At 50.5% G+C, this 26,214-nt stretch carries 25 protein-coding genes; 13 read left to right on the forward strand and 12 right to left on the reverse strand.

All coding sequences use genetic code 11. The features are described from left to right. The first annotated feature begins 2 nt into the window (after positions 1–2). Complete coding sequence (locus HA050_RS00980; protein ID WP_308418881.1) at positions 3–542, forward strand: GNAT family N-acetyltransferase; 540 nt, start codon at positions 3–5, stop codon at positions 540–542. Positions 543–1,115: 573 nt separating this feature from the next. Here the strand turns inward: HA050_RS00980 and HA050_RS00985 are convergent. Then, a complete protein-coding gene (locus HA050_RS00985) occupies positions 1,116–1,985 on the reverse strand; it encodes a LysR family transcriptional regulator (protein ID WP_240928938.1) in 870 nt (289 codons plus the stop codon). A 172-nt stretch (positions 1,986–2,157) separates the two neighbouring features. Between HA050_RS00985 and HA050_RS00990 the strand changes: the two genes are divergently transcribed. Then, the gene (locus HA050_RS00990; protein WP_166820948.1) at positions 2,158–2,562 is read left to right on the forward strand and encodes a carboxymuconolactone decarboxylase family protein; all 405 of its coding nucleotides are present in this window, start codon (positions 2,158–2,160) and stop codon (positions 2,560–2,562) included. A gap of 407 nt (positions 2,563–2,969) precedes the next feature. Here HA050_RS00990 and HA050_RS00995 read toward each other — a convergent pair whose 3' ends face one another. The 10 genes from HA050_RS00995 to HA050_RS01040 form a co-directional block, all read right to left on the reverse strand. Next, positions 2,970–3,206 (reverse strand): hypothetical protein, encoded by a 237-nt coding sequence (locus HA050_RS00995; RefSeq protein WP_205836242.1) that lies wholly within the window; start codon positions 3,204–3,206, stop codon positions 2,970–2,972. Positions 3,207–3,464: 258 nt separating this feature from the next. Beyond that, positions 3,465–4,565, reverse strand: coding sequence for an ABC transporter ATP-binding protein (locus tag HA050_RS01000; RefSeq protein ID WP_166820951.1), 1,101 nt, complete (start codon positions 4,563–4,565; stop codon positions 3,465–3,467). A gap of 88 nt (positions 4,566–4,653) precedes the next feature. Then, positions 4,654–5,493 carry a carbohydrate ABC transporter permease gene (locus HA050_RS01005; RefSeq protein WP_240928939.1) on the reverse strand — a complete coding sequence of 280 codons (840 nt, stop codon included), beginning with the start codon at positions 5,491–5,493 and terminating at the stop codon, positions 4,654–4,656. Between the two features lie 18 nt (positions 5,494–5,511). Then, positions 5,512–6,387, reverse strand: a complete 876-nt coding sequence (locus HA050_RS01010) for a carbohydrate ABC transporter permease (RefSeq protein WP_257212529.1) — start codon at positions 6,385–6,387, stop codon at positions 5,512–5,514. A gap of 97 nt (positions 6,388–6,484) precedes the next feature. Beyond that, complete coding sequence (locus HA050_RS01015) at positions 6,485–7,729, reverse strand: ABC transporter substrate-binding protein (RefSeq protein WP_166820952.1); 1,245 nt, start codon at positions 7,727–7,729, stop codon at positions 6,485–6,487. A 178-nt stretch (positions 7,730–7,907) separates the two neighbouring features. Then, positions 7,908–9,170, reverse strand: a complete 1,263-nt coding sequence (locus tag HA050_RS01020) for an ABC transporter substrate-binding protein (RefSeq protein WP_166820955.1) — start codon at positions 9,168–9,170, stop codon at positions 7,908–7,910. Between the two features lie 492 nt (positions 9,171–9,662). Next, positions 9,663–10,403 carry a GntR family transcriptional regulator gene (locus HA050_RS01025; protein WP_115225925.1) on the reverse strand — a complete coding sequence of 247 codons (741 nt, stop codon included), beginning with the start codon at positions 10,401–10,403 and terminating at the stop codon, positions 9,663–9,665. Positions 10,404–10,423: 20 nt separating this feature from the next. Further along, a complete protein-coding gene (locus HA050_RS01030) occupies positions 10,424–11,302 on the reverse strand; it encodes a glucosamine kinase nucleotide-binding domain-containing protein (RefSeq protein ID WP_166820957.1) in 879 nt (292 codons plus the stop codon). 333 nt (positions 11,303–11,635) lie between these two features. Continuing rightward, positions 11,636–12,319: a phosphoadenylyl-sulfate reductase gene (locus tag HA050_RS01035; RefSeq protein ID WP_166820960.1), complete on the reverse strand. Its 684-nt coding sequence runs from the start codon at positions 12,317–12,319 to the stop codon at positions 11,636–11,638. 24 nt (positions 12,320–12,343) lie between these two features. Then, positions 12,344–13,120: a sulfite exporter TauE/SafE family protein gene (locus HA050_RS01040; RefSeq protein WP_166820963.1), complete on the reverse strand. Its 777-nt coding sequence runs from the start codon at positions 13,118–13,120 to the stop codon at positions 12,344–12,346. A 184-nt stretch (positions 13,121–13,304) separates the two neighbouring features. Between HA050_RS01040 and cysB the strand changes: the two genes are divergently transcribed. The 10 genes from cysB (at position 13,305) to HA050_RS01090 (ending at position 23,360) form a co-directional block, all read left to right on the forward strand. Further along, positions 13,305–14,240 carry an HTH-type transcriptional regulator CysB gene (cysB, locus tag HA050_RS01045; RefSeq protein ID WP_166820966.1) on the forward strand — a complete coding sequence of 312 codons (936 nt, stop codon included), beginning with the start codon at positions 13,305–13,307 and terminating at the stop codon, positions 14,238–14,240. A 151-nt stretch (positions 14,241–14,391) separates the two neighbouring features. Further along, positions 14,392–15,207: a hypothetical protein gene (locus HA050_RS01050; RefSeq protein ID WP_166820969.1), complete on the forward strand. Its 816-nt coding sequence runs from the start codon at positions 14,392–14,394 to the stop codon at positions 15,205–15,207. Between the two features lie 89 nt (positions 15,208–15,296). Then, positions 15,297–15,845, forward strand: coding sequence for a GbsR/MarR family transcriptional regulator (locus HA050_RS01055; protein ID WP_099397669.1), 549 nt, complete (start codon positions 15,297–15,299; stop codon positions 15,843–15,845). A gap of 117 nt (positions 15,846–15,962) precedes the next feature. Then, positions 15,963–16,352, forward strand: a complete 390-nt coding sequence (locus HA050_RS01060) for a thiol-disulfide oxidoreductase DCC family protein (RefSeq protein ID WP_166820972.1) — start codon at positions 15,963–15,965, stop codon at positions 16,350–16,352. Between the two features lie 46 nt (positions 16,353–16,398). Beyond that, on the forward strand, positions 16,399–16,713 hold the full coding sequence (locus HA050_RS01065; RefSeq protein ID WP_166820975.1) for a hypothetical protein: 315 nt from the start codon (positions 16,399–16,401) through the stop codon (positions 16,711–16,713). A gap of 187 nt (positions 16,714–16,900) precedes the next feature. Continuing rightward, positions 16,901–18,160: an SDR family oxidoreductase gene (locus tag HA050_RS01070; protein ID WP_166820978.1), complete on the forward strand. Its 1,260-nt coding sequence runs from the start codon at positions 16,901–16,903 to the stop codon at positions 18,158–18,160. Between the two features lie 137 nt (positions 18,161–18,297). After that, the gene (locus HA050_RS01075) at positions 18,298–18,765 is read left to right on the forward strand and encodes a DUF2269 family protein (RefSeq protein ID WP_166820981.1); all 468 of its coding nucleotides are present in this window, start codon (positions 18,298–18,300) and stop codon (positions 18,763–18,765) included. 21 nt (positions 18,766–18,786) lie between these two features. Beyond that, complete coding sequence (locus HA050_RS01080; protein ID WP_166820984.1) at positions 18,787–20,229, forward strand: TIGR01777 family oxidoreductase; 1,443 nt, start codon at positions 18,787–18,789, stop codon at positions 20,227–20,229. After that, on the forward strand, positions 20,229–20,759 hold the full coding sequence (locus HA050_RS01085) for a DUF4166 domain-containing protein (protein ID WP_166820986.1): 531 nt from the start codon (positions 20,229–20,231) through the stop codon (positions 20,757–20,759). Before HA050_RS01080 ends, HA050_RS01085 begins: the two co-directional genes overlap by 1 nt. Before the next feature lie 150 nt (positions 20,760–20,909). Beyond that, positions 20,910–23,360, forward strand: a complete 2,451-nt coding sequence (locus tag HA050_RS01090; protein ID WP_166820989.1) for a PEP-utilizing enzyme — start codon at positions 20,910–20,912, stop codon at positions 23,358–23,360. A gap of 216 nt (positions 23,361–23,576) precedes the next feature. On the opposite strand, the gene HA050_RS01095 is transcribed toward HA050_RS01090, so the two are convergent. Next, positions 23,577–24,428: a penicillin-binding transpeptidase domain-containing protein gene (locus tag HA050_RS01095; protein WP_166820992.1), complete on the reverse strand. Its 852-nt coding sequence runs from the start codon at positions 24,426–24,428 to the stop codon at positions 23,577–23,579. Positions 24,429–24,668: 240 nt separating this feature from the next. On the opposite strand from HA050_RS01095, the gene HA050_RS01100 reads away from it, so the two are divergent. Then, entirely contained in the window at positions 24,669–26,192 is a 1,524-nt protein-coding gene (locus tag HA050_RS01100; RefSeq protein WP_205836243.1) for a hypothetical protein, read from the forward strand. Positions 26,193–26,214: the final 22 nt, after the last annotated feature.

The following is a 26,214-nucleotide window of genomic DNA, read 5'->3' on the forward strand; positions in this document are numbered from 1 at the left end:
CTGTGCCGCACTGGCCCTGCATCTCAACCTCAAGACTCCAGCTGCGCCCGGCAACAATGGCTGATCTGCCAGCCATAGAAACAGGTCTTGCTGATCCCCGCTTTCCACCCGATCTGCCCCTTGCCCGCATGCAGCGCGAATCCACACTTGCAGCATGGCTGCAGCGCATAACCGCCACCGCCCCACAGCTGTGGGCCATCACCGTAACTGGCTGCGATACCTGCATCGGCACAGTGGCGCTTATTGCCACACAAGCAGCACAGACCTGCTGGCTTTCCTACTGGCTGACACCAAGCGAGTGGCATCAAGGTCTGGCACAAGAAGCCATTGGTGCTCTCCTTACCAGCACCGCCAAACACTCGGCCTATAAGCATGTGATTGCGGGTGTAGCGCTAAACAACTTACCCAGCATCCGCCTTCTCGAACAACTTAAATTCACGCCAGTACCGGCCAGCCAAACCGATTGGATCATCCCCGCAGAGCACATCCTCCTGCAGCGCTGGCTTAGCGCAAGCCTTGAGAGTCGCACCGTGCCGCACTAGCAGCAAAAACACAAAGTTTCACGAAAAAAACAAAGCCATAATTAAACTATTTTATTTCTCTTCGATTTATTTTGGTTTTGGCTTCAGATAATAATCAAACCCAGCCAATCAATATCACAACATACGGGGCTTAAGTTTCCCCTTGAAGCACGCCGAAGCGAGGAACAAGCAGGGCGGGGTTTCTTTGATGGCTGTTTGAACGAGCGAAGCGAGTGAGTCCCCCAGCCGCCACTGCCCGCAGTGAGGGGTTTCGTGCTGGCCGGGGCGGCCTTCTTTTGGTTCTTTTCTTGGCCATTCAAGAAAAGAACGCCCCCGCAGTGGCTACTGCACCTAAATCAACGTGCCGAAGGCACTAAATATATAAATTTTTTGATTCCTTTAATTACACACAATAAAAAACCGGTGCGAAATAATTCGACACCGGTTTTTCGATTTAACCCATAGGGCGTAATGCGTCTGGAAAAACCGCCAGACTTATTACGGCCTACAAATTCATAGCAACTTACGGCCTTATTCATTCACCGGCAACTCCCGTAGTAACCATTGCCCATCCTTAAACCTCAGGACAGTAACTTACGCAAATGTCTCCAGCATGAAATCGATGAAACTCCGCAACTTCGGCGTGGGCCGGCGATCGGCTACATAAACGAGATGCATGGGCCGCGATGGCAAATCGTACTCGTCGCAGAGTCGTACCAGGCGGCCGGCGGCCACATCGTCGCTGAGCAGTATCTCCGGTTGCATGATGATGCCCAGACCTGCTAATCCGGCCGCACGCAAGGCCTGGCCGTTATTGACCGTAAATCGCCCTTTGACCTGCACATGATCAGCCGTGCCGTCTTTTTGCAAGCGCCAGAGGTTCTTTTTTTGCCAATAGGAAAATCCCAGGCAATTGTGTGCTGTTAAATCCTCAGCAACGACCGGTGTACCTGCTTGCGCGAGATAGGCGGGGGAAGCGCACAACCACATGGTGTAGGGCCGCAGAGGCCGCGCTATGAGGCTGGAATCGGGAAGATTGCCTATGCGTATTGCCGCCTCATAGCCGTCTTCAATCAGATCGGGGCTGCGGTCGGTCAGCGTCAGGTCGACCTCAACTTCTGGGTATTTGCCCAAATACTCACACAAAGCCGGTGTCAGACGCTGGCTACCGAACGAGACCGGCGCATGGATACGCAACAAGCCGCGCGGTGCGGCACGCAATTCATCGGCACAACTATCGGCTACCTCTGCATCCGCAAGCAACTGCTTGCAACGCTCGTAGTAAATTCTGCCGATTTCAGTCAGCGATTGCTGGCGTGTAGTGCGATTGAGCAATTGTGCTCCGAGGCGTTGTTCGAGTGCCCGCACATGTTTACCGACCATCGTCGCTGAAATACCGAAGGCGTCTGCGGCTGCCGTAAAGCTGCGTTGCTCCGCCGCATAAACGAAGACGGACATGCTCATCAATCTATCCAACATTAGAAACTCTTAGTTCATAGTTAATCAACTATTTGCCACTTTATAAAATGCAAGATGGCAATGATACTGTTCATAAGCACTGCCGCTGAAACAGGAACACCGTGCGGGGCGAATCTCTCCTGTCGCATTCATTGTTCATTTATCAAAGGAAAATCCTATGTCCCAACAAACTGCTTTACGTCGCCGCGGCCTCGAACTAATCGGCCAATTACATGGCGAGCATGCCGGAGCCGGCATGATTGCTGAAATGCAAAGAATTTGCCCTGACTTTGCCGATATGACCATAGACTGGGCGATAGGCACAATCATGGACAGACCAGGCCTCGATTTGCTGACGCGTGAATTAATACTGGTCGCCTCTTGCGTCACTTTGGGCCACGCAATGCCGCAACTGCGCGCGCATGCCGAGGCCGCTTTACAAGTCGGTGCCAGCCGCGAACAGATAATAGAAACCGTATTGCAACTGACGTTTTATGCGGGTGGACCTGCCGTGCGCAATTCGCTGGTCTTGCTGGATCAGGTATTCATCGAATGGGAAAACGCTCAAAGCAAACAAAATTGAACCGGTTCTCCTTCAAATTTCAACTATTTACCATAAGGAAAATATCATGCTATTGCTTATCGCCAGTTACAGCATACCGTCGTCGGACATCAGTCCGCACGTTAAAGCGCATAGTTCTAAAACCAAAGCCAAACAATTTAACGATGTATTTAAGCTATAAAGTTGAGTTTTTTTAAGCACTTTGCAATCGTTTATTGTTCCTAAATACGTTACACAGGACTTAAGTTACCCCTTGAAGCACGCCGAAGCGAGGAACAAGCGGGGCGGGGTTTCTTTAATCCTGTTTGAGCGAAGCAAAGTAACGAGGGTCAGACCTTACATTTAACATGGGATAAAATTTAAAGTTGTTTAAAAGCAGCTTAAATTGATTCATTCATATCAAATGTAAAATCTGCCCCTTTAAGTTTTTAATCTTCAATAACCTTATGACCACATTTTTCACAAATACGATGGCGAGAAAATTCATCCATTGATGCGATAAACGCACCCAGAAACCAACTCTTTATAGCGCCATGCAAAAACTCTTTAAATTTACTGTTTTTCTCGCCTTTAAACGGATTCGTTTTTCTTACCAAAACAACGACATGGTTTGTATCAACACCACAAACAGAACAATGACGGATTTCGGAGATATGTTGCATCATTTTTGCTCAACTGAAGGTTAACAAAATATATACGCCCTGAAACACCCGCCTTTTTGGCGAATAAAAATGCACTCTTTGAAACGCCTCAGCGGGCCTAGCCTGAATTATTCCATAACGCAATACTACTCCAAATTGAACAAATACTTACACCACACTCCTACCACCAATAAGAAAAATAAAGTTAAATCCAATTGCTTCAGCGCAAAAAAAAAGCCCGGCAATGACTTGCCGGGCTTTTTGCGTATTCAATTCAAAGAATTAAACGCGTTTTAGTGCAACGCCCTGCGCATCAAACAGCAGGCAATTCTTTTCCGGGAATACCACATGGATATTGTCGCCAAATTTAATCACATCGGATTCGGCAGGCAATTTCATGCACAGAATTTCGCTGATGCCTTTCACCTGGATATAGGCCAATACGATATCACCTAAGTGCTCTACCAGATCAACACGGGCAGGCACCGAGTTTGCAGCTTCGGCAGTTGCCAGCTGCATATGCTCCGGGCGAATACCGATGGTGACTTTGTCGCCCACTTTGCATGGCGATGCATCCACAGCCGCGCGAATCTGAATGCCATCCGGCAGGCGAACGTGAGCAGAGCCTTTTTCGATAGCCACCAGATCAGCTTCAAGCAGATTCATCTTCGGCGAGCCAAGGAAGCCTGCTACGAAGAGGTTAGACGGGTTTTCGTACATTTCCAGCGGCGAACCAACCTGCTGAATCACACCGGCGTTAAACACTACGATGCGGTCAGCCAGCGTCATCGCTTCCACCTGATCGTGAGTCACGTAGATCATGGTGGTTTTAAGGTCCTGATGCAGCTTGGACAGCTCAACGCGCATTTGCAGGCGCAGGGATGCATCCAGGTTAGACAAAGGCTCGTCAAACAGGAACACTTTTGGATTACGCACAATCGAGCGGCCAATCGCCACACGCTGACGCTGACCGCCAGACAATGCTTTGGGCTTACGATCCAGCAAATGCGTCATTTGCAGAATTTCGGCAGCGCCCTTAACACGCTGATCAATTTCTTCTTTTGGCGTACCTGCCAGCTTCAGCGCAAACGCCATATTGTCGTACACGCTCATATGCGGGTAGAGGGCGTAAGACTGGAATACCATGGCGATACCACGCTTGGAAGCGTGCAAATCGTTGGCAACCACATCGCCAATTTTTAACTCGCCTTCGGTGATATCTTCAAGGCCGGCAATCATGCGCAGCAGAGTGGATTTACCGCAGCCCGACGGGCCAACGAAAACCACAAACTCGCCGTCTTTAATTTCTAAATCCACACCTTTAATAACGCATACATCTTTGGTGTAGTTTTTCTTGATTCTACTTAGCGTAACCGAAGCCATATCTCGATTCCTTGCGAACTCTATTTCTAAATGGGGGCCTGCAGGTGCAGGGTTATGTTGCCCCGCCGGGGCAACAAGCATCGCTTGTTTACTTCACCGCGCCATCCAGGCCACCAATAAAGTAACGCTGGGTAAAGGCAAAGAAAATCAATACAGGGATAACCGTCATCACGATCGCTGCCATCACCATGCTGTATGAAGTAGCAAACGGGCCGGTCAGATCATTAAACACACCCACTGCCAGCGGTAATTTGTCTTTGGATGAGATCACAATCGAAGGCCAGAGGTAATCATTCCAGGCATTCACCAGTGAGAAAATCGCCAGTGATGCAATAGATGGGCCAGAAACCGGCACCATCACACGCCATAAGATTTGCATCTCTGTAGCGCCATCTACCCGTGCTGCATCAACCAGATCCTGAGGCACGGCTTCAAAAGCCTGCTTCATCAAAAAGATACCAAAGGCGGTAGACAGATTAGGAATAATCGCGCCCAGCTGGGTATCCAAGAGCCCCATGTGCTTCAGGGTAATAAAGTTAGGAATAATCGCGACTTCGGTCGGCATCATCATCGTGGCCAGAATCGACACAAAAATGAAGTTACGCCCAGGAAAGCGCAAACGGGCCAGCGGATAACCCGCCAGGATCGATAACACCACCACGCCTACAATCGTTTGCAAGGTCATCCAGGTGGAGTTTTTCATGTAAGTCATAAACGGCATTTCATCAAATACACGCTTAAACCACATCAGGCTGACATCGGTAGGCCAGAATGAGCGAGGGAAAAGCCAGGTATTAGAAGGATCAGCCGACAGCGCCACAGACAAAGCCCAGATAAAAGGGAATGTAGTGAAGATACCAAACCCGATCAGGCCAGCGTACTGGCCAGTCATTGCCAGCGCGGTTCGCAGTTGTTTACCCATTGCCATGATTTCTTATTCCTCGAATTATTTCTTTTCGCCGAAAAAGCGAAATTGAATGGCCGCAAGAATCATGCAGAAGAAGGTGACAACCAGCCCCGCCGCAGCGGCACGGCCAAAGTTGTAATTGCGGAACGCCTGATCGTATACATAGAACAGGGCCGTGTAGGTATCTGCCTGACCTTTAGTCAGCACCACCACTTCCTGGAGAATCTTCATCGCTGCAATGGTAGACATCAGGCTGCACAGCAGGATGGTTGGCTTCACCATCGGCACAGTGATTTTCCAGAAGCGCTGGAATGCGTTGGCACCATCCAGGATTGCGGCTTCTTCTACTTCCTTAGGGATGGCTTGCAAGCCGGCAAGGTAGAGCACCATAAACCAGCCGATACCGCGCCAGAAGGTAAACAACATCACGCCAAATAAGGCAATTGCAGGGTTACCCAGCCAATCAACCTGCCCTTCAGAGCCTTGTGGGATCAGATGCAGGGTTTGCAAAAACCAGGTGAGAATACCGTCGTATTTATATACGTTAACCCAAACCACACCGGCAATTGAAATCGCAGTAATTACAGGAATATAAAATGCCGCACGGAAGAATGTCATTCCGGGCAATTTATTATTCACTAATTTGGCCAGCAATAAAGCGCAAATCTGAATAACCGGCACAATCAGCAGAAAAATTAAGGAGTTTTTCAGCGCATTGTGAAATAACTCTTCTTTATAAATATATTTAAAGTGCTCGAAATTATTCCAAGTGGCGGCACCGTCTGCGATGCTGTAATCGTTAAACGCTAAATATGCGTTATACCCTACTGGCCAAAAGGTAAATATACCCATCAGAATAAGGGCCGGCGCCAAAAATAAATAGGCAATGCCTGTATAGCTGCTGGAGTTTTTCACGGCGCTACTCGACTGTAATTATAATAATTCGGGGAGAAAACGGAATTACCCAAGGGGGTAATTCCGTTCATTAACACACAGAACGGCTAATTATTTTTTACTTCTTTAGCTTTTCGTTCCATGCAGCTGCCGCTGTATTCAGTGCATCTTTTACAGATTTACGGCCTTCAACTGCAGCTTGAATTTCTTCCTGCAGTTTTTTAGTCATCACAACTTCATCCGGCAATGTTCCAGGAGCCAGTGTCAGTGTACGTGCGTTATCCATTGATTTAGCAGCAACGGCACGTGCACGATCCACTACGTCTGCGCTCTTGGCACCCGCTTGGAAGTATGGATCCAGGTTAGCTTTCTTAGTAGAAGGCATGGTGGATTCAGTGGCTTTAGAGAAAGCCAGTTGCTGTTCGTCGTTAGTCAGGAACATACCCAGCTTAGCCGAAGCTGCCGGATCTTTTGTACCCTTAGGAATAACAAAGTCCATCATCCATGAGCCCAGGTTCAGCTTACCGGCATCCAGTGGGAATGGCGCAACTTCAGTTTTGTCGTAGATCGCTTTAGCGTCTGTTTCAGTACGCTTCAGGCCTTGAGCCGCAGTGGTCATCATGGCAATCTTGCCGCTGTTATAGGCAGCAATTTCTTGCTCAAATGCCATTTTGAATACATCTTTAGGCATTACACCGGCTTTGTACAAATCAGCAAAGGTTTGAACAAAAGCAATGTGCTTAGGCGAGTTAAATACTGCCTTGCCATCTGCTATAACTGGCAAGCCAGCGTAGTAGAAGAAGCCAATCATATCGCTCATTTTAGGAGCGAAAGCAGCCTGGCCGGTTTTCGCTTTAATTTGTTTGCCCATGGCAACAAATTCAGCAAAAGACTTAGGCGCAGCTTTGATACCGGCTTTAGCAAAAATATCTTTGTTGTAAGCAATGATTTGTGTGGAGTTGTACCAAGGGAAAGCAAACATCTGGCCTTTCACTTGTACATCTTTCACTGCATTGGTGGAGTAAGCCGCTTTAGCTGCACCCAGATATTGATCAACAGGCAAGATGAGGCCTTGCGTTGCAAACTCGTGTACCCAAGGCACATTGAAGTTAACCAGTGCAGGAGGATTGCCGGCAGCAATCGAAGCAGTCAGCTTAGGCTGAATCTGATCCCAGTTCATGTCTACCCATTTAGCTTTCAGGCCAGGGTTAGCTTCATTGAACTTCACAGTCGTTTGTTCGAAATAAGAATTAAACTTTGGAGCAAGATTCATTGTCCAGAATTCTAATTCTGTATCTGCAGCTTGTGCATTAACGCCAGCAAATAAAGCAGCGCCAACGATCAGCATTTTTTTGAGCTTCATCTTGTCTTTCCTCTTGGGTTTTTCGACAAATATTATATGGATTAAATCCACACTTTTATATTACCGCATTTGATTAATTGCTATTCCAATTAATCTTGCGGTTTTTTTATTCTTCCGGGTAATTTTAGCAACAAATTACCCGGAAGAATTTGATTCAAAACAGAATCAAATCAGATCATTATTTTTTTACAGTTGCAAACTTTTCATTCCAGAATGCAGCCGCTTCATCCAATGCGGCTTTAACTGGTTTACGGCCAGTAATTGCTTCCTGAATTGCTTCATTTAATTTCTTATTCATTGACACATCATCAGGCAGGCCTGTTACGGTCAGCGTGCGTGAAGCTTTAATATGTGTTGCAGCAACTGCAGTGCCTTTTTCTACCGGATCAGCAGATTTAGCACCTGCCTGGAAATAAGCATCATCCAGCGATTTATTGGTAGATGGGAATGTAGAAGACGCTTTAGCAAATACCAGCTGTGCATCATCGCTGGTCAGGTATTTACCCAGCTTCACTGCGGCATCCGCGTTTTTAGCACCTGTTGGTACCGACCACATAAACAAGAAACCGCCCAGAGGAGTTTTACCACCCGCAATCGGGAAGCCCGCTACGCCGGTAGCGTCATAAACTTTAGGGGAATCCGTTTTAGTCCGTTTGATCGCATGTGCGCCATCGGTAAACATGGCCAGTTTTTGCGCGCCATATGCTGCAATACGGTCTTCAAACTGCATCTTGAAAACATCTTTCGGGAAAGCACCCGCAGCATATGCTGTTTTAAATTGCTCAATATATTTCACATGAGCCGGGCTGTTAAATACCGCTTTATTATTTTTTACAACATCAAGACCTTCATACAAGAACCAGCCGGAAGTATCTTCATCAAGTTTTGGTGCAAAACCACTTACACCGGTTTTTAATTTGATCTGAGTTGCTACTTTCAATAAATCGCCAAATGTTTTTGGCTCTTCTTTAATACCTGCTTTTGCAAACAGATCTTTGTTATAAAACAGCACGCCTGTTACCTGATACCAAGGCATACCGTAAATTTGCTTATCACCCACATAGGTTGCATCCTGAAGCGCGCCAGAGGTGTAAACATTTTTAAAGCCTGCAACTTGCTTAGTAATAGGCTGAATCATTTTGGACTGAGCAAACTGATCCATCCATGGCTTAGGCAAATTAACAAGACCAGGTACATTACCGCTGGCCACAGCAGTAATGACTTTTTGCTGGAAAGCATCCCAACCCACATCAACCCACACTGCCTCTACATCGTTTTGCGATGCATTGAACTTAGTGGTGAGCTCTTTCATGGTTGCGTCGTATTTTGGCGAAAGGCTGTTAGACCAATACTCGACTTTTACTTTTTCTGCTGCTAAGGCACTCATGGTGCTTGCTGAAAAAACCGCTGCGGATACGGCTAAAATGAATTTCAATTTCATTACTGCATCTCCAAAGTAAAACGTTTGTACTGGCAAGACTGGCGCGGCAACCATAATAAAAATTTACGTTATGCGTCAATCAATTTAAAAAACCGAAAAAAGTGGCTCTGAGCTCGCTTGATCCATTTTGTCATCAGGCGTTTCCCCAGCTGATCCTGCCTGCTGTCGGTTTAACGCCTTAGGCCAAAGTGGTATCAAGCTGGCGAATAGTAAACTGATTAAAAGTGGCTTGAAATAAGACTTTTCATCGATTAACCATTAAAAAAACACTCAAAACTGGACTTAGTGTTTTTACTTACGCGGACTCAGATTACAACAAATTAACGAGATGGTGAATAGCCAGTAGAAAGGAGAAGTGGCATATGGAGCAGATAAGCGGGGATGCAGGTAATTGGCCCACAAAAACAAAATGTAGGCAACAACGAATACAATTTACTGGAAACTACAAATTAAACACTTAGAAAAATAAATATAAGTCTATATAACAACCACTTACTTATTCAGCTCTACTACAAAATCGTAGTAATCATTGCGAAAATAAGAGTGAGTTAACTCAATTGCCGTCCCGTTCTCCAGATAACCGATACGCGTTAAATGCAGCATAGCGTCACCCGGTGCTACATCAACTAATTCTGAAATAGCCTGAGTTGCATTGATTGCTGCGATGTTTTGTATCGCACGTACAACAGACAAACGTGCTCCGCGCATATAAGCATATAAGGAATCGCCCACTAAATTGGGGTCAGGCACAAAAGTAAAAGGCAGCGTGGTTTCTTCTAATGCCATCACCACATCATTGGCCATTCGCACCCGCTGCAAACGGCTTACACGGCTGCTGGATGAAAGATTAAGCTTGAGTTGCTCTTCTGCATTGGCCAGCGCAACTTCGCGCTTTATCCAGCGCGAGCCAGGCGTAAAGCCGCGCTGAATCAGCATCTCGGATAAATTGGTCAGCTTATTTAATGGCTGCTCTAATTTGGGGGTGATATAGGTGCCTGCACCATGCCGCCGGATAATCAGCCCATCAGCCAGTAAAATATCCAGCGCTTTTCTGGCCGTTACGCGGGAAACGCCCAGGATCTCACATAAATTGCGCTCTGATGGCAAAGGCTCGTCGGCAAGCCAGAAGCCCGCATGAATCGCCGCCGCCAGCTTGTGGCCCAGTTGTAAATAAAGAGGCGTTGCACTATCTGCATCAGGCCGGAGAACCAAAAGTTTTTGTTGCGGCAGCATGATCGCCTCTTTAAGTAAAATTAAGCTAAAGCCTGGTAAATCAGAATTAAAGCACCTGCACAGGAATCTTTCTGCGGGCGCAGCGTGCTGGCAAGAAAATCTGCCGGAATATAAGGCCGCAGCGCTTCGGATAAGCCGCCACCACAAATAGCCAATGGCAAACCGGCATGATGTGCGCGCAAAGCCAGACCAATCTGCTCAATTTCCCGGCCTGCTTCCAGCAAGAAAGCGCGAGCATACTCATCACTGGCGCCAAACTCCATCACAACAGGTGAGAGTGAAGCACATTCACCCTGCTTCATCTGGCCCATCCAGTTAAAAATCTCAGCTTTCGTCTGGCCGGTAATTGAGAGTAATTTACGGCCAAAATCAGTAACAGGACGACGCCCGTCAATGATGCGCTGCACATGATTTATCGCTTTTAAACCTAAAAACGCGCCGCTGCCTTCGTCTGAAGTTGGAAAACCCCAGCCGCCCACTTCAAGCCGCTGACCATCCGGCAACCATGCCTCACCAATCGAGCCCGTACCAACGGCAATAATCCCACCATGCTGGCCATTGGTGGCACCAAGCAGCGTAGAGAAGCCATCAGTCTCAACTACAATTTTGGCAAAGCCGGGGTTCTTTTGTTTAAATTCTTCCGCCCATGCCGGATTGTGCACGCCCGACATCCCTAAGCCTACAGCACATTGTGCAAAATCCGGCTTATCAATTCCCAGCGCAGCAAAGCCCGCCTTAATGGCTTGACTAATATTGAGCCAGGCTTTATCAATGCCCTGCCCCAATGCCGATGCACCGCCATCGCTGCGTACTTTTTCGATACCATCCGGGCCTGCGATACAAATACGTGTGCCCGTGCCGCCGCCATCCACGCCGATTAAATATTGAATCTTGCTCATTTTGGGTCTCTTCATCTTGTTGTGGTTTTATTTTAATACCAATTAAAACAATAGGTAATACCAATTCAACACCGTACAAACCGTGAAAATCGCTTATTTTTTGCGAAAAAGAGCATAGAAACAGCAGATGTACCGTACCAATCTAGCCAGACAGATAAACCATGTCAATGGGATGGCTCAGACATTCTGCAGTAAGTTATAAAAAATACCACCGGTTTAACGCGCTTTACTCTATTGAAGCCTTTGCGCTGTCATATCAAGTGCATGCGGCGTAAAGAAGCGCACCGGCCATGCGACGGCCAAAAAAATGCCCGCTTAATGCGGGCATTCGTTTTATTTTTTTACATGTAAACCACATTCTTTATTGGCCGGATCTTCCCACCACCAGCGGCCTGCCCTGACATCTTCTCCCATAGAAATTGCCCGTGTACAGGGCTCGCAGCCAATGGATGGGTAATGCTGGTCATGCAAAGCGTTGTAAGGCACATTATTTGCCTTGATATAGGCCCATACTTCTTTTTCTGTCCACTCGATCAGCGGGTTAAATTTCTCTAAGCCATTACCGCTGTCAAATTCCTGATTGCCCAGATCAGTACGTGTTGGGGATTGCTCACGGCGCAGGCCCGTAACCCATGCTTTTTTACCGGCCAATGCCCGCTTTAATGGCTCCAGCTTACGAATCTGGCAACAGGTTTTACGCAGCTCAACAGAGTCATAAAAAGCATTGATGCCGTACTGATTCACAAAATTTTCAGTTGCTGCGGTTTGCGGAAAAAACACTCTGATAGGGTGGCTGGCATACTGCGCTGCCGTTTTTTGCATCAAGGCATAGGTTTGCGCCGGAAGACGCCCCGTATCAAGACTAAAGACCTCAATATCAGCCCCGGCTTTGGCGATTAAATCGGTAATCACCATATCTTCTGCACCAAACGAATTGGCAAACACGGCAGGGCTGTATTCAGCAGCAATTTTGTGCAGAAGTGCAATCGTATCGGCCAGTTTTTCTTCGAAACTCATTTTCAAACCTCCATTTTACGGCACTTAAAAAACCAGTTTACTGCCAATCACGGCCAGCATCACCGCAAGGCAAGGGCGAAGCACCGCTTCAGGCACCCTGCCAGTCAGATGGCTGCCAAAATAAATACCCGGCAAAGAGCCCATCAGCAGAAATGATAATAAATGCCAGTCAATATGGCCCAAACCCGCATGCCCAAGGCCAGCCACCAGTGTAAGCGGCACGGCATGCGCAATTTCAGTACCCACAAGGCGCGAAGTAGGAATCAGCGGATAGAGCAAAAATAAAGCGACAGTTCCCAGCGCACCAGCACCGATAGACGATAAAGTCACGATTGCGCCCAGCACCACGCCCACCAGCAAGGTCATTCCATTAAGCTTGGCCGGGGGTAAATGAAACCAGGATTTAGCATGCTTTTGCCCCCATTGCAGCAAAAGCGGCTTAAAAATAATGGCAATCGCAGTGAGTAAGAGCGCAACACCCAGCGCTTGCTTAATCAAAGCGTTGATGGCTTTCATATCTGTGTGCAAAAATTTCAGCAACAGCAAAGTAGCCACTGCGGCTGGCACGCTGCCTGCGGCAAGCCAGCCGGTAATCTTCCAGTCGATATTTTTCTTTTTATGATGCACAAAAATACCGCTGCCTTTGGTGATGGCCGCGTAAAGTAAATCTGTACCTACTGCAGTAGCGGGGCTGATTCCAAACCAAAGCAAAATTGGCGTCATCAGCGAGCCGCCGCCTACCCCCGTCATGCCGACAATAAACCCCACCAGCAAGCCCGCGACAATATATCCGTATTCCATGGTGTCGCCTGAAAACTAAATAGTTCGCAAGCATAGCAACTCGTTTTATAATTCTATAGACGAATATGTTAAGATTTTATACGAATGGGTTATGTAGGCATGATTTTGCTTTTTGTATACGCCATCTGCGCAGCACAAAGCACCATTATGCTCGGGCGATGTTATTTTTGTGAAAGGATTTGCCATGAAGTTGCAACAGCTACGCTATCTGGTGGAAGTGGCCAAACAAGGCTTAAATGTTTCGGAAGCAGCCGAGAAACTCCACACCTCTCAACCTGGCATCTCCAAGCAGATTCGCCTTTTAGAAGACGAGCTGGGCGTACAAATTTTTATTCGCAATGGTAAACGCGTCGTAGACGTGACCGCCCCCGGTAAAGAAATTCTGCGTATTTCTGAGCGTATGCTGATGCAGGCGCAAAACTTAAAACGCATCGGTGAAGACTTTATTAATGTAGAGGGCGGCAGCCTCACCATTGCCACCACGCACACTCAGGCCCGCTACGCCCTGCCCGCCACCATCCATAATTTTATGCTGCGCTACCCTAAGGTACGCCTGTCGATTAAGCAAGGCAGCCCTACACAGATCAGTGAAATGGTTGTAGAAGGCGCAGCCGATATCGCGATTGCCACCGAAGGGATTGATCATTATTCCGAGCTGGCCATGCTTGAATGCTATAACTGGAACCGCAGCATTGTTGTGCCAGTTGGCCACCCGCTGACCCGGCTCGATCACAAAATCACACTGGAAGACGTTGCAGCGTGGCCTTTGATTACTTACGACTTTGCCTTTGCCGGCCGTAATAAAATCAATCAGGCCTTTGAAGCCCGCGACATCACCCCTAATGTGGTGCTTACCGCCATTGATTCTGACGTGATTAAAACCTATGTGGGTCTGGAATTAGGGATCGGCATTCTGGCCACGATGGCCTTTGAAGCAGACAGAGACCAGCAGCTGGTTGCAATTGATGCATCCCACCTCTTTGATGATTCCACTACCCGCATCGGGATACGTAAAGACGCCTATTTACGCGGCTATGCCTATGACTTTATCGAGCTGTTTGCTCCGCACCTCAACCGCAAAGTTGTGCAGGCGGCCCTGATGTGCGATACCGAAGAGTAAGCGTTACCGGGGCAAACAACCTTGCCCTGCTGCACGGCAACAAGCGCCCTTAGCTGCGAACCTCAGGATGGTTCGCAGCACCGGCCATTATGGCGTAATCCATATCTGACCCCGTTTTTTACCTCAAAATCATCGCCACCCCGCCTCCTGTATGCAGCCATTTAACTCATCCGAAAAATACGCCCTGCTCAGCGCGCTCTCTGATCTGGAATCAGGCTCGGCCCGGCAATGGTTTTTTCTGGAGCTGGCCGCACTGGAGGACAAAGCGCCACGTACCCGGCGCGCGCTTTACTGGCTTTTTTTACTTAAATGGCTGGGCCCTGCACTGCTTGCCCCCTGCATGATCAGGCGTGGCGTCAGTGGCGCAGCGCTTTATCTGCCCGCTGCCCGGCATCGATTCAACCTGATCAGGCAAAGCCTGAATGATGCACTGTTGCTGGGCTTAAGCCTGATCACCCTGCTTGCAGGCTTTAACCGGCTTACCGCCTCCATGCAGTTTTCCCTGTGGCTGCTGGCCATTACAGGCGCAGCATGGCAAATATGGCGTACCCGCATCACGCAACCTGCAGAAGCAGAAAACACCCTGCCCGGCGCGGAAGCCAGCCTTGGCCTTTACGGTATTTTAATCGCCAAAGAGCTGGAGCCCGCCCTGGCACAGAGCCTGATTAAAGGCTTGCGCCAGGATATAAACACCCACCTTGTGCCTTTACTCAGCCATCTGCCCGAGCTGGCGCCCCCTACCGGAAGCAGGCATGCAAAGGCCTTTAAAGCCTGCAGCTGGCTGCTGCCGCTCCTTCCCACGGCATGGCTGCTGGGCATGCTGCCAAACGCATGGGGCTGGCTGGTTTGCTGCCTGCTGCAGATCGCTCTCTCCTGCCTGATCAACCGGCAACGGCAAACCCCGGCCCTGCTTGCGCTGGCCAGCCTGTGCATCTACGCCCTGGCAAGGCTGGCACACTGGTTGTAGCCCGCTGATCCACATACTTAATCTTTTTACTTGCATTGCATCTGCATTTGGCGTTTAATTTCTCTCAAGACAGAAACAAAGGAAATAACATGCAACTCAGCCCGACTATGGAGAAATACATCGTTCACTGGGGCGAGATGGGGACGAAATGGGGGGTGAACCGCAGCGTGGCGCAAATTCACGCGCTGTTGTTTCTGGTGAATCAGCCCTTAACCGCCGAAGAAATCAGCGACACGCTCAATTTAGTACGATCCAATGTCAGCAACAGCCTGAAAGAACTGCAAAGCTGGGGCCTCATCAAAAAAGTGCAGCTGCTGCTGGGTGACCGGCGTGATTACTATATTGCCCTGCAGGATGTATGGGAAATCTTCCGTGTAATCACCGAAGAGCGCAAAAAACGCGAGCTGGACCCTACCCTCACCGTACTGCGCCAATGCGCCATTGAAGCCGAAACCGATACCCAGATTGAAGCCGCCACCCGCGTCAAAATGGATCAGGTGCTGGAGTTTTTAGAAGTACTGCTGCATGGCTACGACGATTTTAAAAATCTGCCCCCCAGCGTATTGCTCAAGCTGTTAAAAATGGGTGGAAAAATAGGCCAGCTGGCCGCGATGTTTGGCAAAGATGAAGAGAAGTGACTGGCTTACAGATCAATAAGACGCCATCTGTTTAAGTATTCAGGGTGGGCAAAGCACCCGGAGCATAAAAACTTGCCCACCCTGGCCGCATATCATCGATAAATCAGGAGCAGCACCATGCCACGCTACGAATTATTTTATGATCACGCTTGCCCGATGTGCCGTTTTGAAATGCTCAGGCTTAAACAACGTGATATCCATCAGCGCTTTACCCTGGTTGATATCAGCTCAGCCAATTTTGACGCCAGCAGTGCGGCGGCCAGCTTGCCGGAGATGCAAACTTTATTGCATATCCGCCGGGATGACGGGCAGATTTTCACCGGCATTGATGCCATTGCCGCGCTCTGCCAAGCAATAGGCCGCGATTGGTGGACAGGGCCTTTAAAATGGCAGGCAACACGCGGGATTTCTGCCTGGATTTACTCACACGTCGCCCGCCATCGTTACCGTATCAGCGTTTGCCTGGGTTTTACTGCGAAGTGCGATAGCAAAACCTGCCAGATTTAAACATTTACCTATCAATTTCTCTAATTACAGAAATAAAGGAATTAAAATGTCTGCCATTAGCTACTTTATTGCCATTCTTACCCTCAGCCTGCTCAGCAGCGCACTTTTAATCAGCTGGCAACAACGCGCCCTTGGCCCGCTGCTGGAAGAAAGCTGCCCTGGCAGTGGCGCACATTACTGGCGTCACACGCTGGCCGCACTGCAATTGCTCATCCCCATGTTATTAGTGCTGTGCTTTGCCAGCCAACAGAGTGGCAATCTGGTGAATGAATTGCGGATGGCGATTGTGTGGCTGCTGCTTGGGCATTTACTGGCCATCCTGGCGATTGCCAGAATGGTCTGGAAACGGTTGGTAGCCTGACGGCCTTAAGCGTCCGTAGCGAGGAAAAGTCCGGTTTGAGACAGATTTTGATGGTTTTTGAGGCGAATAGCTGGCTATTTAACGAAAAAACCATCGAAATATAGCCAAATCCGGCGTTTCCGCAGCAGGACAGCCTTAAGTCCGGCAGATTACTAATTCCACAGCAAGCCGTGCCGGAGCTTTAATCATGAATATCCTCTTACTCGGCAATGGCCTCATTGGCAGCCATCTGAGAGATGCACTGCTCATGCGGGGGCATCAAGTGCGCTTACTCAGCCGCCGTGCTCTGGCCAATCCTGAATACAAAGTGGTACAGGGCGATTTTGCGGCGCTGCAAAGCTCGGCAGACTGGCTGCCGCTACTGGATGGCATTGATACCGTGATTAACACAGTGGGGATTTTTGCTGAATCAGCGGGGCAATCATTTACCGCCTTGCATCATGCAGCACCACAAGCGCTGTTTGCTGCCTGTGAGACCGGCAAAGTTCAAAAAGTGATTCATCTTTCTGCACTCGGTGCCGGTGCCAATGCGCCAACCGCCTGCTTGCGCAGCAAGGGGCTGGGAGATGCGGCCTTGATGCAATCAACGCTGAACTGGACCATTGTTCGCCCCTCGCTGATTTACGCGCCAGATGGGGCCAGCAGCCGTGCTTTTTGCAGCATAGCCAGCCTGCCCCTGCTGCCCGATTTACAAGGCGTGGGTAAAGTGCAGCCTGTGCATCTGCACGATGTGCTGGCACTGCTGATCAGGGTGGTTGAGCGGCCCGTAGCGCAGCAGCAAATCATCAATGCCGTTGGGCCACAGGCTATGCCGCTCACCACCTGGTGGCAGCAACTCAGGCAAGGCATGGGTATGGCGCGTGCTATCACCCTGCCGATTGCTGCGTGCTTACAAAACATTGCGGCTAAATCCGCCATGCTGCCGCTGTTTCAGCCCGATAGCCTGATCATGCTCCGATCCGGTAATTGCAGTGATGCCGCACCTTTTGCCGCGATCTTAGGCCGTGCCCCGCAAGCCGCTGCGCCGGTAAACGGCAGCGCCAGAGATGCCTTACTCGGCTGGCTGCTACCGCTGCTTAAATTATCCATGGCGCTGGTTTGGCTGGGCACAGCGGCGGTGTGCTTATGGGCATGGCCAAGGGCAGACAGCTACCAGCTACTGGCAGACGTTGGTATCCCCGGCGCATGGCAGCCGCTGCTTTTTTACGGATCGGTAGCGATGGACAGCGTGTTTGGATTGCTGTGCCTGCTGGATTTACAAGGCGTGCAAGCTCGAAGCTGGCGGCTGCAATGGCTGCTGGTATTGGCTTACAGCATCATCATTGCCATCAGGCTGCCACAGTTTTTATGGCACCCATTTGGCCCGCTGCTTAAAAACTTACCGATCATGGCACTGCTGCTGATGCTGGATTTGCTTTCACCAAGCAAGACAAAACCCAATTCTTGAACCAGGGCACTGAGGACACAGAGTTGCACGAAGAAAACCAAGGGCGCTCCCCAGAAACACCCGCCCCTGAACCATATCAGCCCTAATCATTTCTGCAAATTTTTATAGCCAAATCTTACAAAAACAGGACAAGCAAAATGGACTACTACCTGACTTTCAAGCTGCTGCATATCTTGTCCGCCACGCTGATGTTTGGCACCGGCCTTGGCACGGCGTTTTATATGTTTGTCACAAATCGCAGCGGCAATGTGCAGGCCATTGCCGTGGTATCGGGCTGGGTAGTTCGGGCAGATGGGTTATTTACCACGCCTGCCGTGATTTTCCAGCCCATCTCGGGATTACTGATGGCGCACTGGCTGGGCTATCCGCTGAGCGCAAACTGGCTGTGGATTTCGATGGCGCTTTACGCCCTCACCGGCGCATGCTGGCTGCCCGTAGTGTGGATACAACTCAAAATGCGCGATATGGCGCAAACCGCCGCCCTGGAAAATAGCGAATTACCTGCCAAATACTGGCGCTATGAACGGACCTGGACAGCACTTGGTTTCCCCGCTTTTATCAGCCTGATCGTGGTGTATTGGCTGATGGTAAATAAACCTTTCTGATCGCCGCCTGAGGGTTAAATCATGCAAATCATTCTGTATTTATTAGTACTACAAGGGCTGATTGGCGCTTTTGACACGATTTACCATCATGAGCTAAGCGTTGCCCTGCCAGGCAAAAAATCAGCTCAGCACGAGCTGCGCCTGCACGCCATCCGCTCCAGCCTGTATGCGCTGGTATTTGCCGGGCTGGCCTGGTTTGAATGGCGCGGCCTTTGGCTTTGGGGATTATCTGCGCTGATTCTGATCGAAATAGTACTCACGCTCTGCGATTTTGTTGAAGAAGACAAAAGCCGGCTGCTGCCCGCCACCGAGCGCGTTACCCACACCATTTTAGCCATGAACGGCGGCGCGCTCTTTGGGCATTGGGCCATCAGCGTGGCCCCCGGCTGGGCCAGCCAGAGCACCAGCTTACAATTTGTCGATTACGGCCTGATCAGCTGGCTGTTAAATCTGTTTGCACTTGGTGTGGGCTTATCAGGCATTCGGGATGGGTTCGCCAGCTTAAAACTTTATAAAGAGGCCAAAATCATGAACAGCAATCCCTTTATCAGCCTGCCGCAGCAACGTATTTTAATCACTGGTGGCACTGGCTTTATTGGTGCAGCACTGTGCGAGCAACTCCTCGCCGCCGGGCACAGCCTCTGCCTGCTTAGCCGCAATCCACAGGCCACCAACATCCAGTTTAAAAGCAAAGTACGCGCTTTTTCCAGCTGGGAAGACCTTTCTTCCAGGGAAGAATTTGATGCAATCATTAATTTAGCTGGCAGCCCCGTCGTTGGCCCGCGCTGGAGCGATGCGCGCAAAAAAGCATTACTGGCCAGCCGGACAGGCACAACAGAAGGATTGCTGGGCTGGCTGGCAAAGGCCAGTCACAAACCCAAGGTATTAATTAATGGCTCAGCCATTGGCTATTACGGCTGCCGTGGCGATGAGGCGCTGGATGAAAGCGCAGGCACGCAAAACGAATTTATGTCGCAACTTTGCAGCGAATGGGAAGCGGCAGCATGCAAGGCAGAAGCCTTTGGCCTGCGGGTTGTCCGCTTACGCCTTGGCCTTGTTTTTGGCCCCGGCGGCGCGCTGCCCAAGCTGCTCTTGCCCTTTTATCTGGGCTTGGGCGGGCGTATGGGCGATGGGCTGCAAGTTGTAAGCTGGATACACAGAGACGATGTACTGGCCGTGATTGCACAGGCCATCAGCAATCCACAACTGAGCGGCGCTTACAACCTCAGCGCGCCCGAAGCGGTAAGCCAGGCGCAATTTGCCCAAACCGCGGCCAGCCTTTTGCGCCGCCCCCGCTTTTTTACCACCCCGGCCTGGCTGATTAACGGCTTGCTTGGCGAAATGGGCGCGCTCTTTACCAAAGGCCAGCGGGTAATCCCCAAACGCTTACTCGATGCGGGCTATCGTTTTAAATACCCTGATCTGCAAAGTGCATTGCAAGCACAGATTAAGGGAGGGCACTGATGCCAAGCCTTTATCAGCAGGCGCTGAGCCAGGACTTTGCCCAGCTTAGCCCCCTGCTGCAAACCCTGCACGGGGCTGAACAACAGCTATGGCAAGGGCAAGCCGATGTAAAGTGGGGCAAGCCAAGGCTCATCCGTGGCCTGCTTTATCTCGCAATGCGCTTACGTCTTTTGCCAGCAGCAGGGCAAAATCTGCCCTGCCAGGTTAAAATCCGGCAGGATGCAAAAGGGGAGGTCTGGCAACGCCGCTTTGCACAGAGCCCCATGCAATCCCGCCAGCGCTGGCGCAATGGAGCGCTTTGGGAGCAAATGGGCCCGCTGGCGCTGCAATTACATAGCAAAGTCAGCCAGGGCCAGCTTTTACAAAGCAGCCAAACCGCCCGCTGCTTCGGCCTGCCACTGCCCTTGCAAGTCACCGCCAGAGAATGGGCCATCAGCAACGTCATGCATTTTGACGTTGAAATTGGCTTTAAAAAAGGCAGCATGATTTTGCATTACAGCGGAGCGCTAAGGCCGGTTGCTGAAGTTTAAATCAAAGGAATGTTTGATTTTAAATAGGGTGTACAAGTTTTGATGCCCACTATACGCATCAAGCTGGCAGCCTTGCCCCCTCAGCATCATTATGCCTATGAAATAAGCAGCGCTGATCTTAGATACCCTTAGCAAAACGCAAAGAACCCCATGAAAAAACTATACCTGCTGGCCGGAAATGGCAGTGCAAGCGACTGGTGGGACGATGTCTTGCCGCATTTCACGCAATATCAGCCCAGCCCCATTGAGCTGCCGGGCTTTGGCGATAATCGCGATCCGCTTCCCGATTCCCTGCATGGCCTTTCGCTGGCGCTGGAGCAACAGCTGGAACCAGGGCACGCCATTTTGGCGACGGGGATCAGTGCCCTGCCGGTTTTACATTTACTGGTACGGCGTCCCGGCTTTTTTTCACGCGTGGTTTTACTCTCCCCAGTGGGGGTTCTGCTATGGAAGCGCCGCTTGCCAAGGCTGATGACCTTGCCCGGCTTGTTAACGCTGGTGCAAACCTTACTCTCCCATGCCCCCAGGCTGTTTTCAGGGCAATTTGCTGCCGCAGGCTTTAGGCCAGACTACGCAAGAATCGCCAATGGCTATCGCCGCTGCCGCGCTTTCAAGCCTTATTTTCGCTGGGTGCAGCCCGATTCTGCCCTCACCCTCTTTGATCAAATCAGCGATCGCATCGAGCTGATCTGGGGTGCGGAAGACAAAATCGTCAGCCCCGCCCACGCCGCCGCATGGGAAGCGGTGCTCTGCCGGGCAGAGCTATCCGTCACTATCCTGGCAGGCTGGGGGCATTATCCATTTTGGCAGCATCCGGCCGCATTTACCCGCTGGCTGGAAGCCGGGCCCGCTGGCTTTGCAGCGCATACCAAAGCAGGGCGTTTGCTGCTGGCCAGCCACGCCGCTTTGCCCGTGCCCGCACTGATCAGCATCGAAAGCCCTGATGACCCAACCCTCGCGCCCTTTTTGCAGCAAGCCGCGCCGCACGGCTGGGCAGTGCGTTCATCCGGCGATGATGAAGATGGTATTGATATCGCCAATGCAGGCCGCCACCAAACCTTTTTACGCGTCGCCTCCGGCGATGTGGCCCGGCGCAGCGTGGAGATTTTTGCCAGCGGTGTGCGATGTGTTGCGGTGCAGCGCATGATTCACCCCACCTTATCCGGCGTTGCCTTTGTGCGCCCGCTATCGGCGCAGATCGAATGGGTAGAAGGCCATTTAGAAGGGCTGGTTGATGGCACGGCCAGCCCATCACAGCTGCTGCTCTCCCGCATGGGCGGCGGCTGGGGCGCAAAGCCCAAGCCGGTTAAGCTTAGCCCGGATGCCCGCAGCCCCAGCCAAACCCGGCTATGGGATTTTCTGCAAGCCATTGTCGCGGCGTTTCATCAGGCCCATCTGGATATCGAATGGGCTTGGGATGGCGAGCAGTTCTGGATGCTGCAAGCACGGCCGGTAACAGTCTACCCATGGCAGCGCTGGCTTACATCCGCCAATATCGACGAAATTTTGCCCGAATACCCCAGCCGCTGGATGGAAATGGCCCAGCGTGGCGCGGCCAGCAGCATTCCTCATGTCTATGCCCGCTGGGATACGCGGGTGCTTGACGATAACGAGAAATTTAGCGCGCTCTATCAGGATGCTAGCTATATCAATAGCGATTTATTTCTGGCCCGCATGTTTGATTGGGGAATGGATGGTGCGCAATATGCACGGGAAGTGGGCGGCAGCACGCCCGCCATGCCCAAACGCCCCCTGCGCTGGCTAAGGTCCATTCCTGTATTTATCCGCATGCTGTTTGCCAGCAGGCAAGCCATCAATCAGCTTGATAAGGGCCTGGCACAGTGGCAGGCCGAGCTGCAAACGATTTGCCAAAACCCTGATCAAAACGACAGAACCGGGCAGCTGGCCCGCTGGTGGCTGCGTTTTTATTGCTGGCTGGTGCAGCAAAATCTCTGCATTGCAGCGGCACTGGCCAGCAGTGGCGGCGATTTCTCAGGCCGCCCCGCCACGGTTTACCAGGCCCTGAGCACCAGCACTCACCGCCTGCCATGGGAAACAGACCCCGCCACACCGCGCCAAGAAGGCCAAGCCCCGGCTTTGCAAACTTTAGCCCGCTGGCCCGCTGCCATTCGCATCGCGCACAGACTAGGCCTGCCCGGCATGCGCGGCTACTACAGCCAGGTGCGCGAGCATTTTCGTGATCAGCTGATGCGCCTGTTTTTTCAAATGCACCACGCAATGCCAGCAGAGCAAGCAGCCTGTTGGTTTAGTCCCGTGGCCAGCCCCAGAAACCGGCGCGGCAGCTTCTGGCAAACCGGCTCTGCCGGGCAGGGCCAAAGTACAGCGCTGCTGATTTACCCCGGAAAAGTCAGCGGCATACTGGGCAGCGATATTTTGCTGGCGGATACGCTGGACCCAGGCCAGCACGCCCATTACCGGCAAGCCAGCGCCATTATCGCCCGCTCCGGCGGCATCTTATCGCACGGCTCCACCCTGCTGCGTGAGCTAAAAATCCCCTCCGCCATCCTGCCGGAAGTTCCTTCGGAATGGCTGGGAAAAAGGGTGTGTTTGAATAATGGGCAGCTGAGTTTGATTGAGTGACGCGGGTCAAAACAACCATCAGAGCGCGCACTCATGATTGCTTGCTCTGATGATTGAGCTGACTAAAATAAACTCCGGTTTGATTTATTCAACTCCGCCATTCCGGCGCGCATACGGGAATCCAGTATTTTTTACCGGATTCCCGATGAAGAAATTAGCGAATAACAATTTAACCAAGGGCACCTTACAAAAATTGTCTTTTTTATTGAAAAAAGATTATTTATCTGAAAAATACCCATTCAATAATTTAAGCGATATTTCTTTGGCAATGGGGCCGCCCATTTGCTTATTGCTTACCTCAGGCGGTGTTTTATCCGTGATATTACTCACAAACAAATATTTTTTACCTGCGTTTTCTACCATGCCGATATACCAGCCATCGCGCATTTTTCCGCTATTCTGGCCATGATCATTTCTGTTTTTCCAGCCGCTGCCTGTTTTGCCGTAGTAATCTGCACCCTGATCTAATTTGCCTGCATAAATAATTTTCTTTGTTTCTAGCATGGCCTCCTGGCTGAGAGGTAAAGACCTGTTTGCAAATCTTTGTAATAAACTCATTTGCTCTTTTGCAGATATTTTTAAACTACTGCTTAGCCACGCGTTAGTTATGCCATTATTTTTACCCGGGTCGCCGGAGAAATCCTGATTGCCGTAATTAAACTGGGCCAGATATTTTTTTATTTTAGCCAGCCCGAGCCCGGGTGCAATTTGCTGAGATACCCACACAACAGAATATTTTTCCCAGCTGGCCGGGGTTTGATCCTGGCTCCAGCCGGGTAAATCATAGGGCTTGCCATCCCATTTATAAATACTATCCTTTTTCATTATCCCGTCATCAAAAGCCATTAAAGCCAAAGGGAACTTAAATGTAGAATTAGGGGGAATACGCTCGGCACAGCGCTGATCAGGGTTATATTCAGCCACCATTTTTTTGCTGCTATTATCATAAAGCATAAAACAGCCATCATAGCCTTTAAATAGCGTTGGATAATCTGCATCAAACGCCTGAGCCGATCCCATTGCTGACAACATTACAGCAATTACTAATAATCTATTTTTTACAGACATATTCTATTTCCCGCACCTGATCAAATAATGATGTGATGCATAGTAAAGAATGCTGCATAAGCGGGTAAACATGCTATTTTGTAACATGCGTAACATTCATAAAAATAACTCAATAAACTGAAAAAAATGCTGATTACTTCTTTTTAAGTGCTACTCTATAACGGCTTTAAAACCCTTATTCATTTTGCATTTCACATCCACACTATGCATAGCTCAGAGCCAGGCCCACAGCCCCCCATCGTGATTGAATTGTCCCCGCCCTATGCCGTACAAGGCGGGCCGGTGCGCTATCAGTCGCTCTGGTTATTGCTGCGTATCATTTACGCCCGGCAGATTGAAAAACGCCCGCTCTCCGCCGCCACAATCCGGGCTTTTTTCCCGCAGGCTCAATCCATCCGCATGATTATTTCGCGCGCATTTGCAGAATTTTCCCGCCTTGGTATTGCCGTGGGCTGGGGCCATGATCAGCAAATTGATCTGGCGCTGCTCAAGCTTTCGCAGCGCAGCCGCGGGCCTTTTTGGCTACAGGCAGATACCCTGGAGCGTTTTGTGTTTATCCGCCAGGGTGAGCGTATTTCAGCAGATGAGCTGGGGCCTTTTTTAGGTTTACACGCATCTGCCCTGCCCCAAATGGGTATGGCAGGCGAGCGCAGCGGTGTGGATTATGTGATGCAGGATATGCGCTTCTGGCAGCATCTCACCCAAGGTATGCGCGAAGGCCACGACGGCTTTGTGCGCCCTGCTGCATTGCGCCAAAGTGATCCTTTTTTACTTGCACAGCAATGTGCCCAGGATGATTTTCAGCAGGCCCTGGCTTTAATGAAAGCCAGCCTGGCATGGCGTCGCAGTGATTTACTTGCTGAAAGTAAGCAGGCTTTAAGCCGCTTTGAGCACATTATTGCTTTAGGGCAACTGGCCAGCGCCCGGCCCACTTTTGCAGCGATGGCGCAAATTGTGCACGCATGGGACCGCTACACGCTGGGTGATACCGAAGCCGCAAGGGTGCTGCTGATACAGCTGGAGTCATCCGCCACGCTGGGCCCCGTGGTGCGCTACAACCCGCGGGTGCGGTTTGAATTTCTAAATTTAAGCGCCCTGCTGTATAAGTTTGACGCCATGGCCGAAGGCGGTGCGCTGCGGCAGGAATCAGCCGATGCCGCCTTGCAGGCGCTCAGCTATGCACTGGAGGCCGCCTGCGAGGCCGATTCTATTGATGCCGTGCAGCATGCAGCTGCCAATATCGGCTGGTGCTTATGGCTGTTTCGCCAGCTTGACTTGCTGGATCAGCCCCTGCCCGCGGTACAGGCCCAGGCCATGCGCTGGCTGGGTTTATCTGAGTGGATCTGCGATCGTTTTGGCGTGGGCAGCGCCTCGGCGTGGAACACCATTTTTATCCTGCGCATTGCACGCGGCAATTGCCATGGGGCAAGCTCGCTGGCCGCATTTCGCACGCAGCAGCCCATGTCTTTAAGCGAAGCAGCGCTGGCCCTTCAGCCTTTATCCGCCCCTTTTGCGCTTGGCTTTAACCATTGGTTTGCATGGGCGCAATTTACCCTGGAAGAATACGATAGTGGCCGGCTGCGCTTTCCGCCTTTGCAACTGGCTAATCTTTTATTAGAGGCAGCATGGTTTTGTGTCTTTGAGCAGGGGGCAAGCCTCGCAGCCTATCAAATCGTGGAGCGATTACGTGCCCAGCTGCTGGAATTACGCCCTGGCGAGCGGGTATTTTTTCGTGATGCATTAAGTGCAATCCCACTACCCTGATTAAATAAGCTGAATACACATA

The organism is Iodobacter violaceini (assembly GCF_011601265.1).
Taxonomy (GTDB): Bacteria; Pseudomonadota; Gammaproteobacteria; order Burkholderiales; family Chitinibacteraceae; genus Iodobacter; species Iodobacter violaceini.

Excerpts from the sequence above, each read along its gene's own strand:
- HA050_RS00985 (WP_240928938.1), bottom strand. The coding sequence starts at position 1,985 with ATGAGCATGTCCGTCTTCGTTTATGCGGCGGAGCAACGCAGCTTTACG.
- HA050_RS00990 (WP_166820948.1), top strand. The coding sequence starts at position 2,158 with ATGTCCCAACAAACTGCTTTACGTCGCCGCGGCCTCGAACTAATCGGC.
- HA050_RS00995 (WP_205836242.1), bottom strand. The coding sequence starts at position 3,206 with ATGATGCAACATATCTCCGAAATCCGTCATTGTTCTGTTTGTGGTGTT.
- HA050_RS01000 (WP_166820951.1), bottom strand. The coding sequence starts at position 4,565 with ATGGCTTCGGTTACGCTAAGTAGAATCAAGAAAAACTACACCAAAGAT.
- HA050_RS01005 (WP_240928939.1), bottom strand. The coding sequence starts at position 5,493 with ATGGCAATGGGTAAACAACTGCGAACCGCGCTGGCAATGACTGGCCAG.
- HA050_RS01015 (WP_166820952.1), bottom strand. The coding sequence starts at position 7,729 with ATGAAGCTCAAAAAAATGCTGATCGTTGGCGCTGCTTTATTTGCTGGC.
- HA050_RS01020 (WP_166820955.1), bottom strand. The coding sequence starts at position 9,170 with ATGAAATTGAAATTCATTTTAGCCGTATCCGCAGCGGTTTTTTCAGCA.
- HA050_RS01025 (WP_115225925.1), bottom strand. The coding sequence starts at position 10,403 with ATGCTGCCGCAACAAAAACTTTTGGTTCTCCGGCCTGATGCAGATAGT.
- HA050_RS01030 (WP_166820957.1), bottom strand. The coding sequence starts at position 11,302 with ATGAGCAAGATTCAATATTTAATCGGCGTGGATGGCGGCGGCACGGGC.
- HA050_RS01035 (WP_166820960.1), bottom strand. The coding sequence starts at position 12,319 with ATGAGTTTCGAAGAAAAACTGGCCGATACGATTGCACTTCTGCACAAA.
- HA050_RS01040 (WP_166820963.1), bottom strand. The coding sequence starts at position 13,120 with ATGGAATACGGATATATTGTCGCGGGCTTGCTGGTGGGGTTTATTGTC.
- cysB (WP_166820966.1), top strand. The coding sequence starts at position 13,305 with ATGAAGTTGCAACAGCTACGCTATCTGGTGGAAGTGGCCAAACAAGGC.
- HA050_RS01050 (WP_166820969.1), top strand. The coding sequence starts at position 14,392 with ATGCAGCCATTTAACTCATCCGAAAAATACGCCCTGCTCAGCGCGCTC.
- HA050_RS01055 (WP_099397669.1), top strand. The coding sequence starts at position 15,297 with ATGCAACTCAGCCCGACTATGGAGAAATACATCGTTCACTGGGGCGAG.
- HA050_RS01060 (WP_166820972.1), top strand. The coding sequence starts at position 15,963 with ATGCCACGCTACGAATTATTTTATGATCACGCTTGCCCGATGTGCCGT.
- HA050_RS01065 (WP_166820975.1), top strand. The coding sequence starts at position 16,399 with ATGTCTGCCATTAGCTACTTTATTGCCATTCTTACCCTCAGCCTGCTC.
- HA050_RS01070 (WP_166820978.1), top strand. The coding sequence starts at position 16,901 with ATGAATATCCTCTTACTCGGCAATGGCCTCATTGGCAGCCATCTGAGA.
- HA050_RS01075 (WP_166820981.1), top strand. The coding sequence starts at position 18,298 with ATGGACTACTACCTGACTTTCAAGCTGCTGCATATCTTGTCCGCCACG.
- HA050_RS01080 (WP_166820984.1), top strand. The coding sequence starts at position 18,787 with ATGCAAATCATTCTGTATTTATTAGTACTACAAGGGCTGATTGGCGCT.
- HA050_RS01085 (WP_166820986.1), top strand. The coding sequence starts at position 20,229 with ATGCCAAGCCTTTATCAGCAGGCGCTGAGCCAGGACTTTGCCCAGCTT.
- HA050_RS01090 (WP_166820989.1), top strand. The coding sequence starts at position 20,910 with ATGAAAAAACTATACCTGCTGGCCGGAAATGGCAGTGCAAGCGACTGG.
- HA050_RS01095 (WP_166820992.1), bottom strand. The coding sequence starts at position 24,428 with ATGTCTGTAAAAAATAGATTATTAGTAATTGCTGTAATGTTGTCAGCA.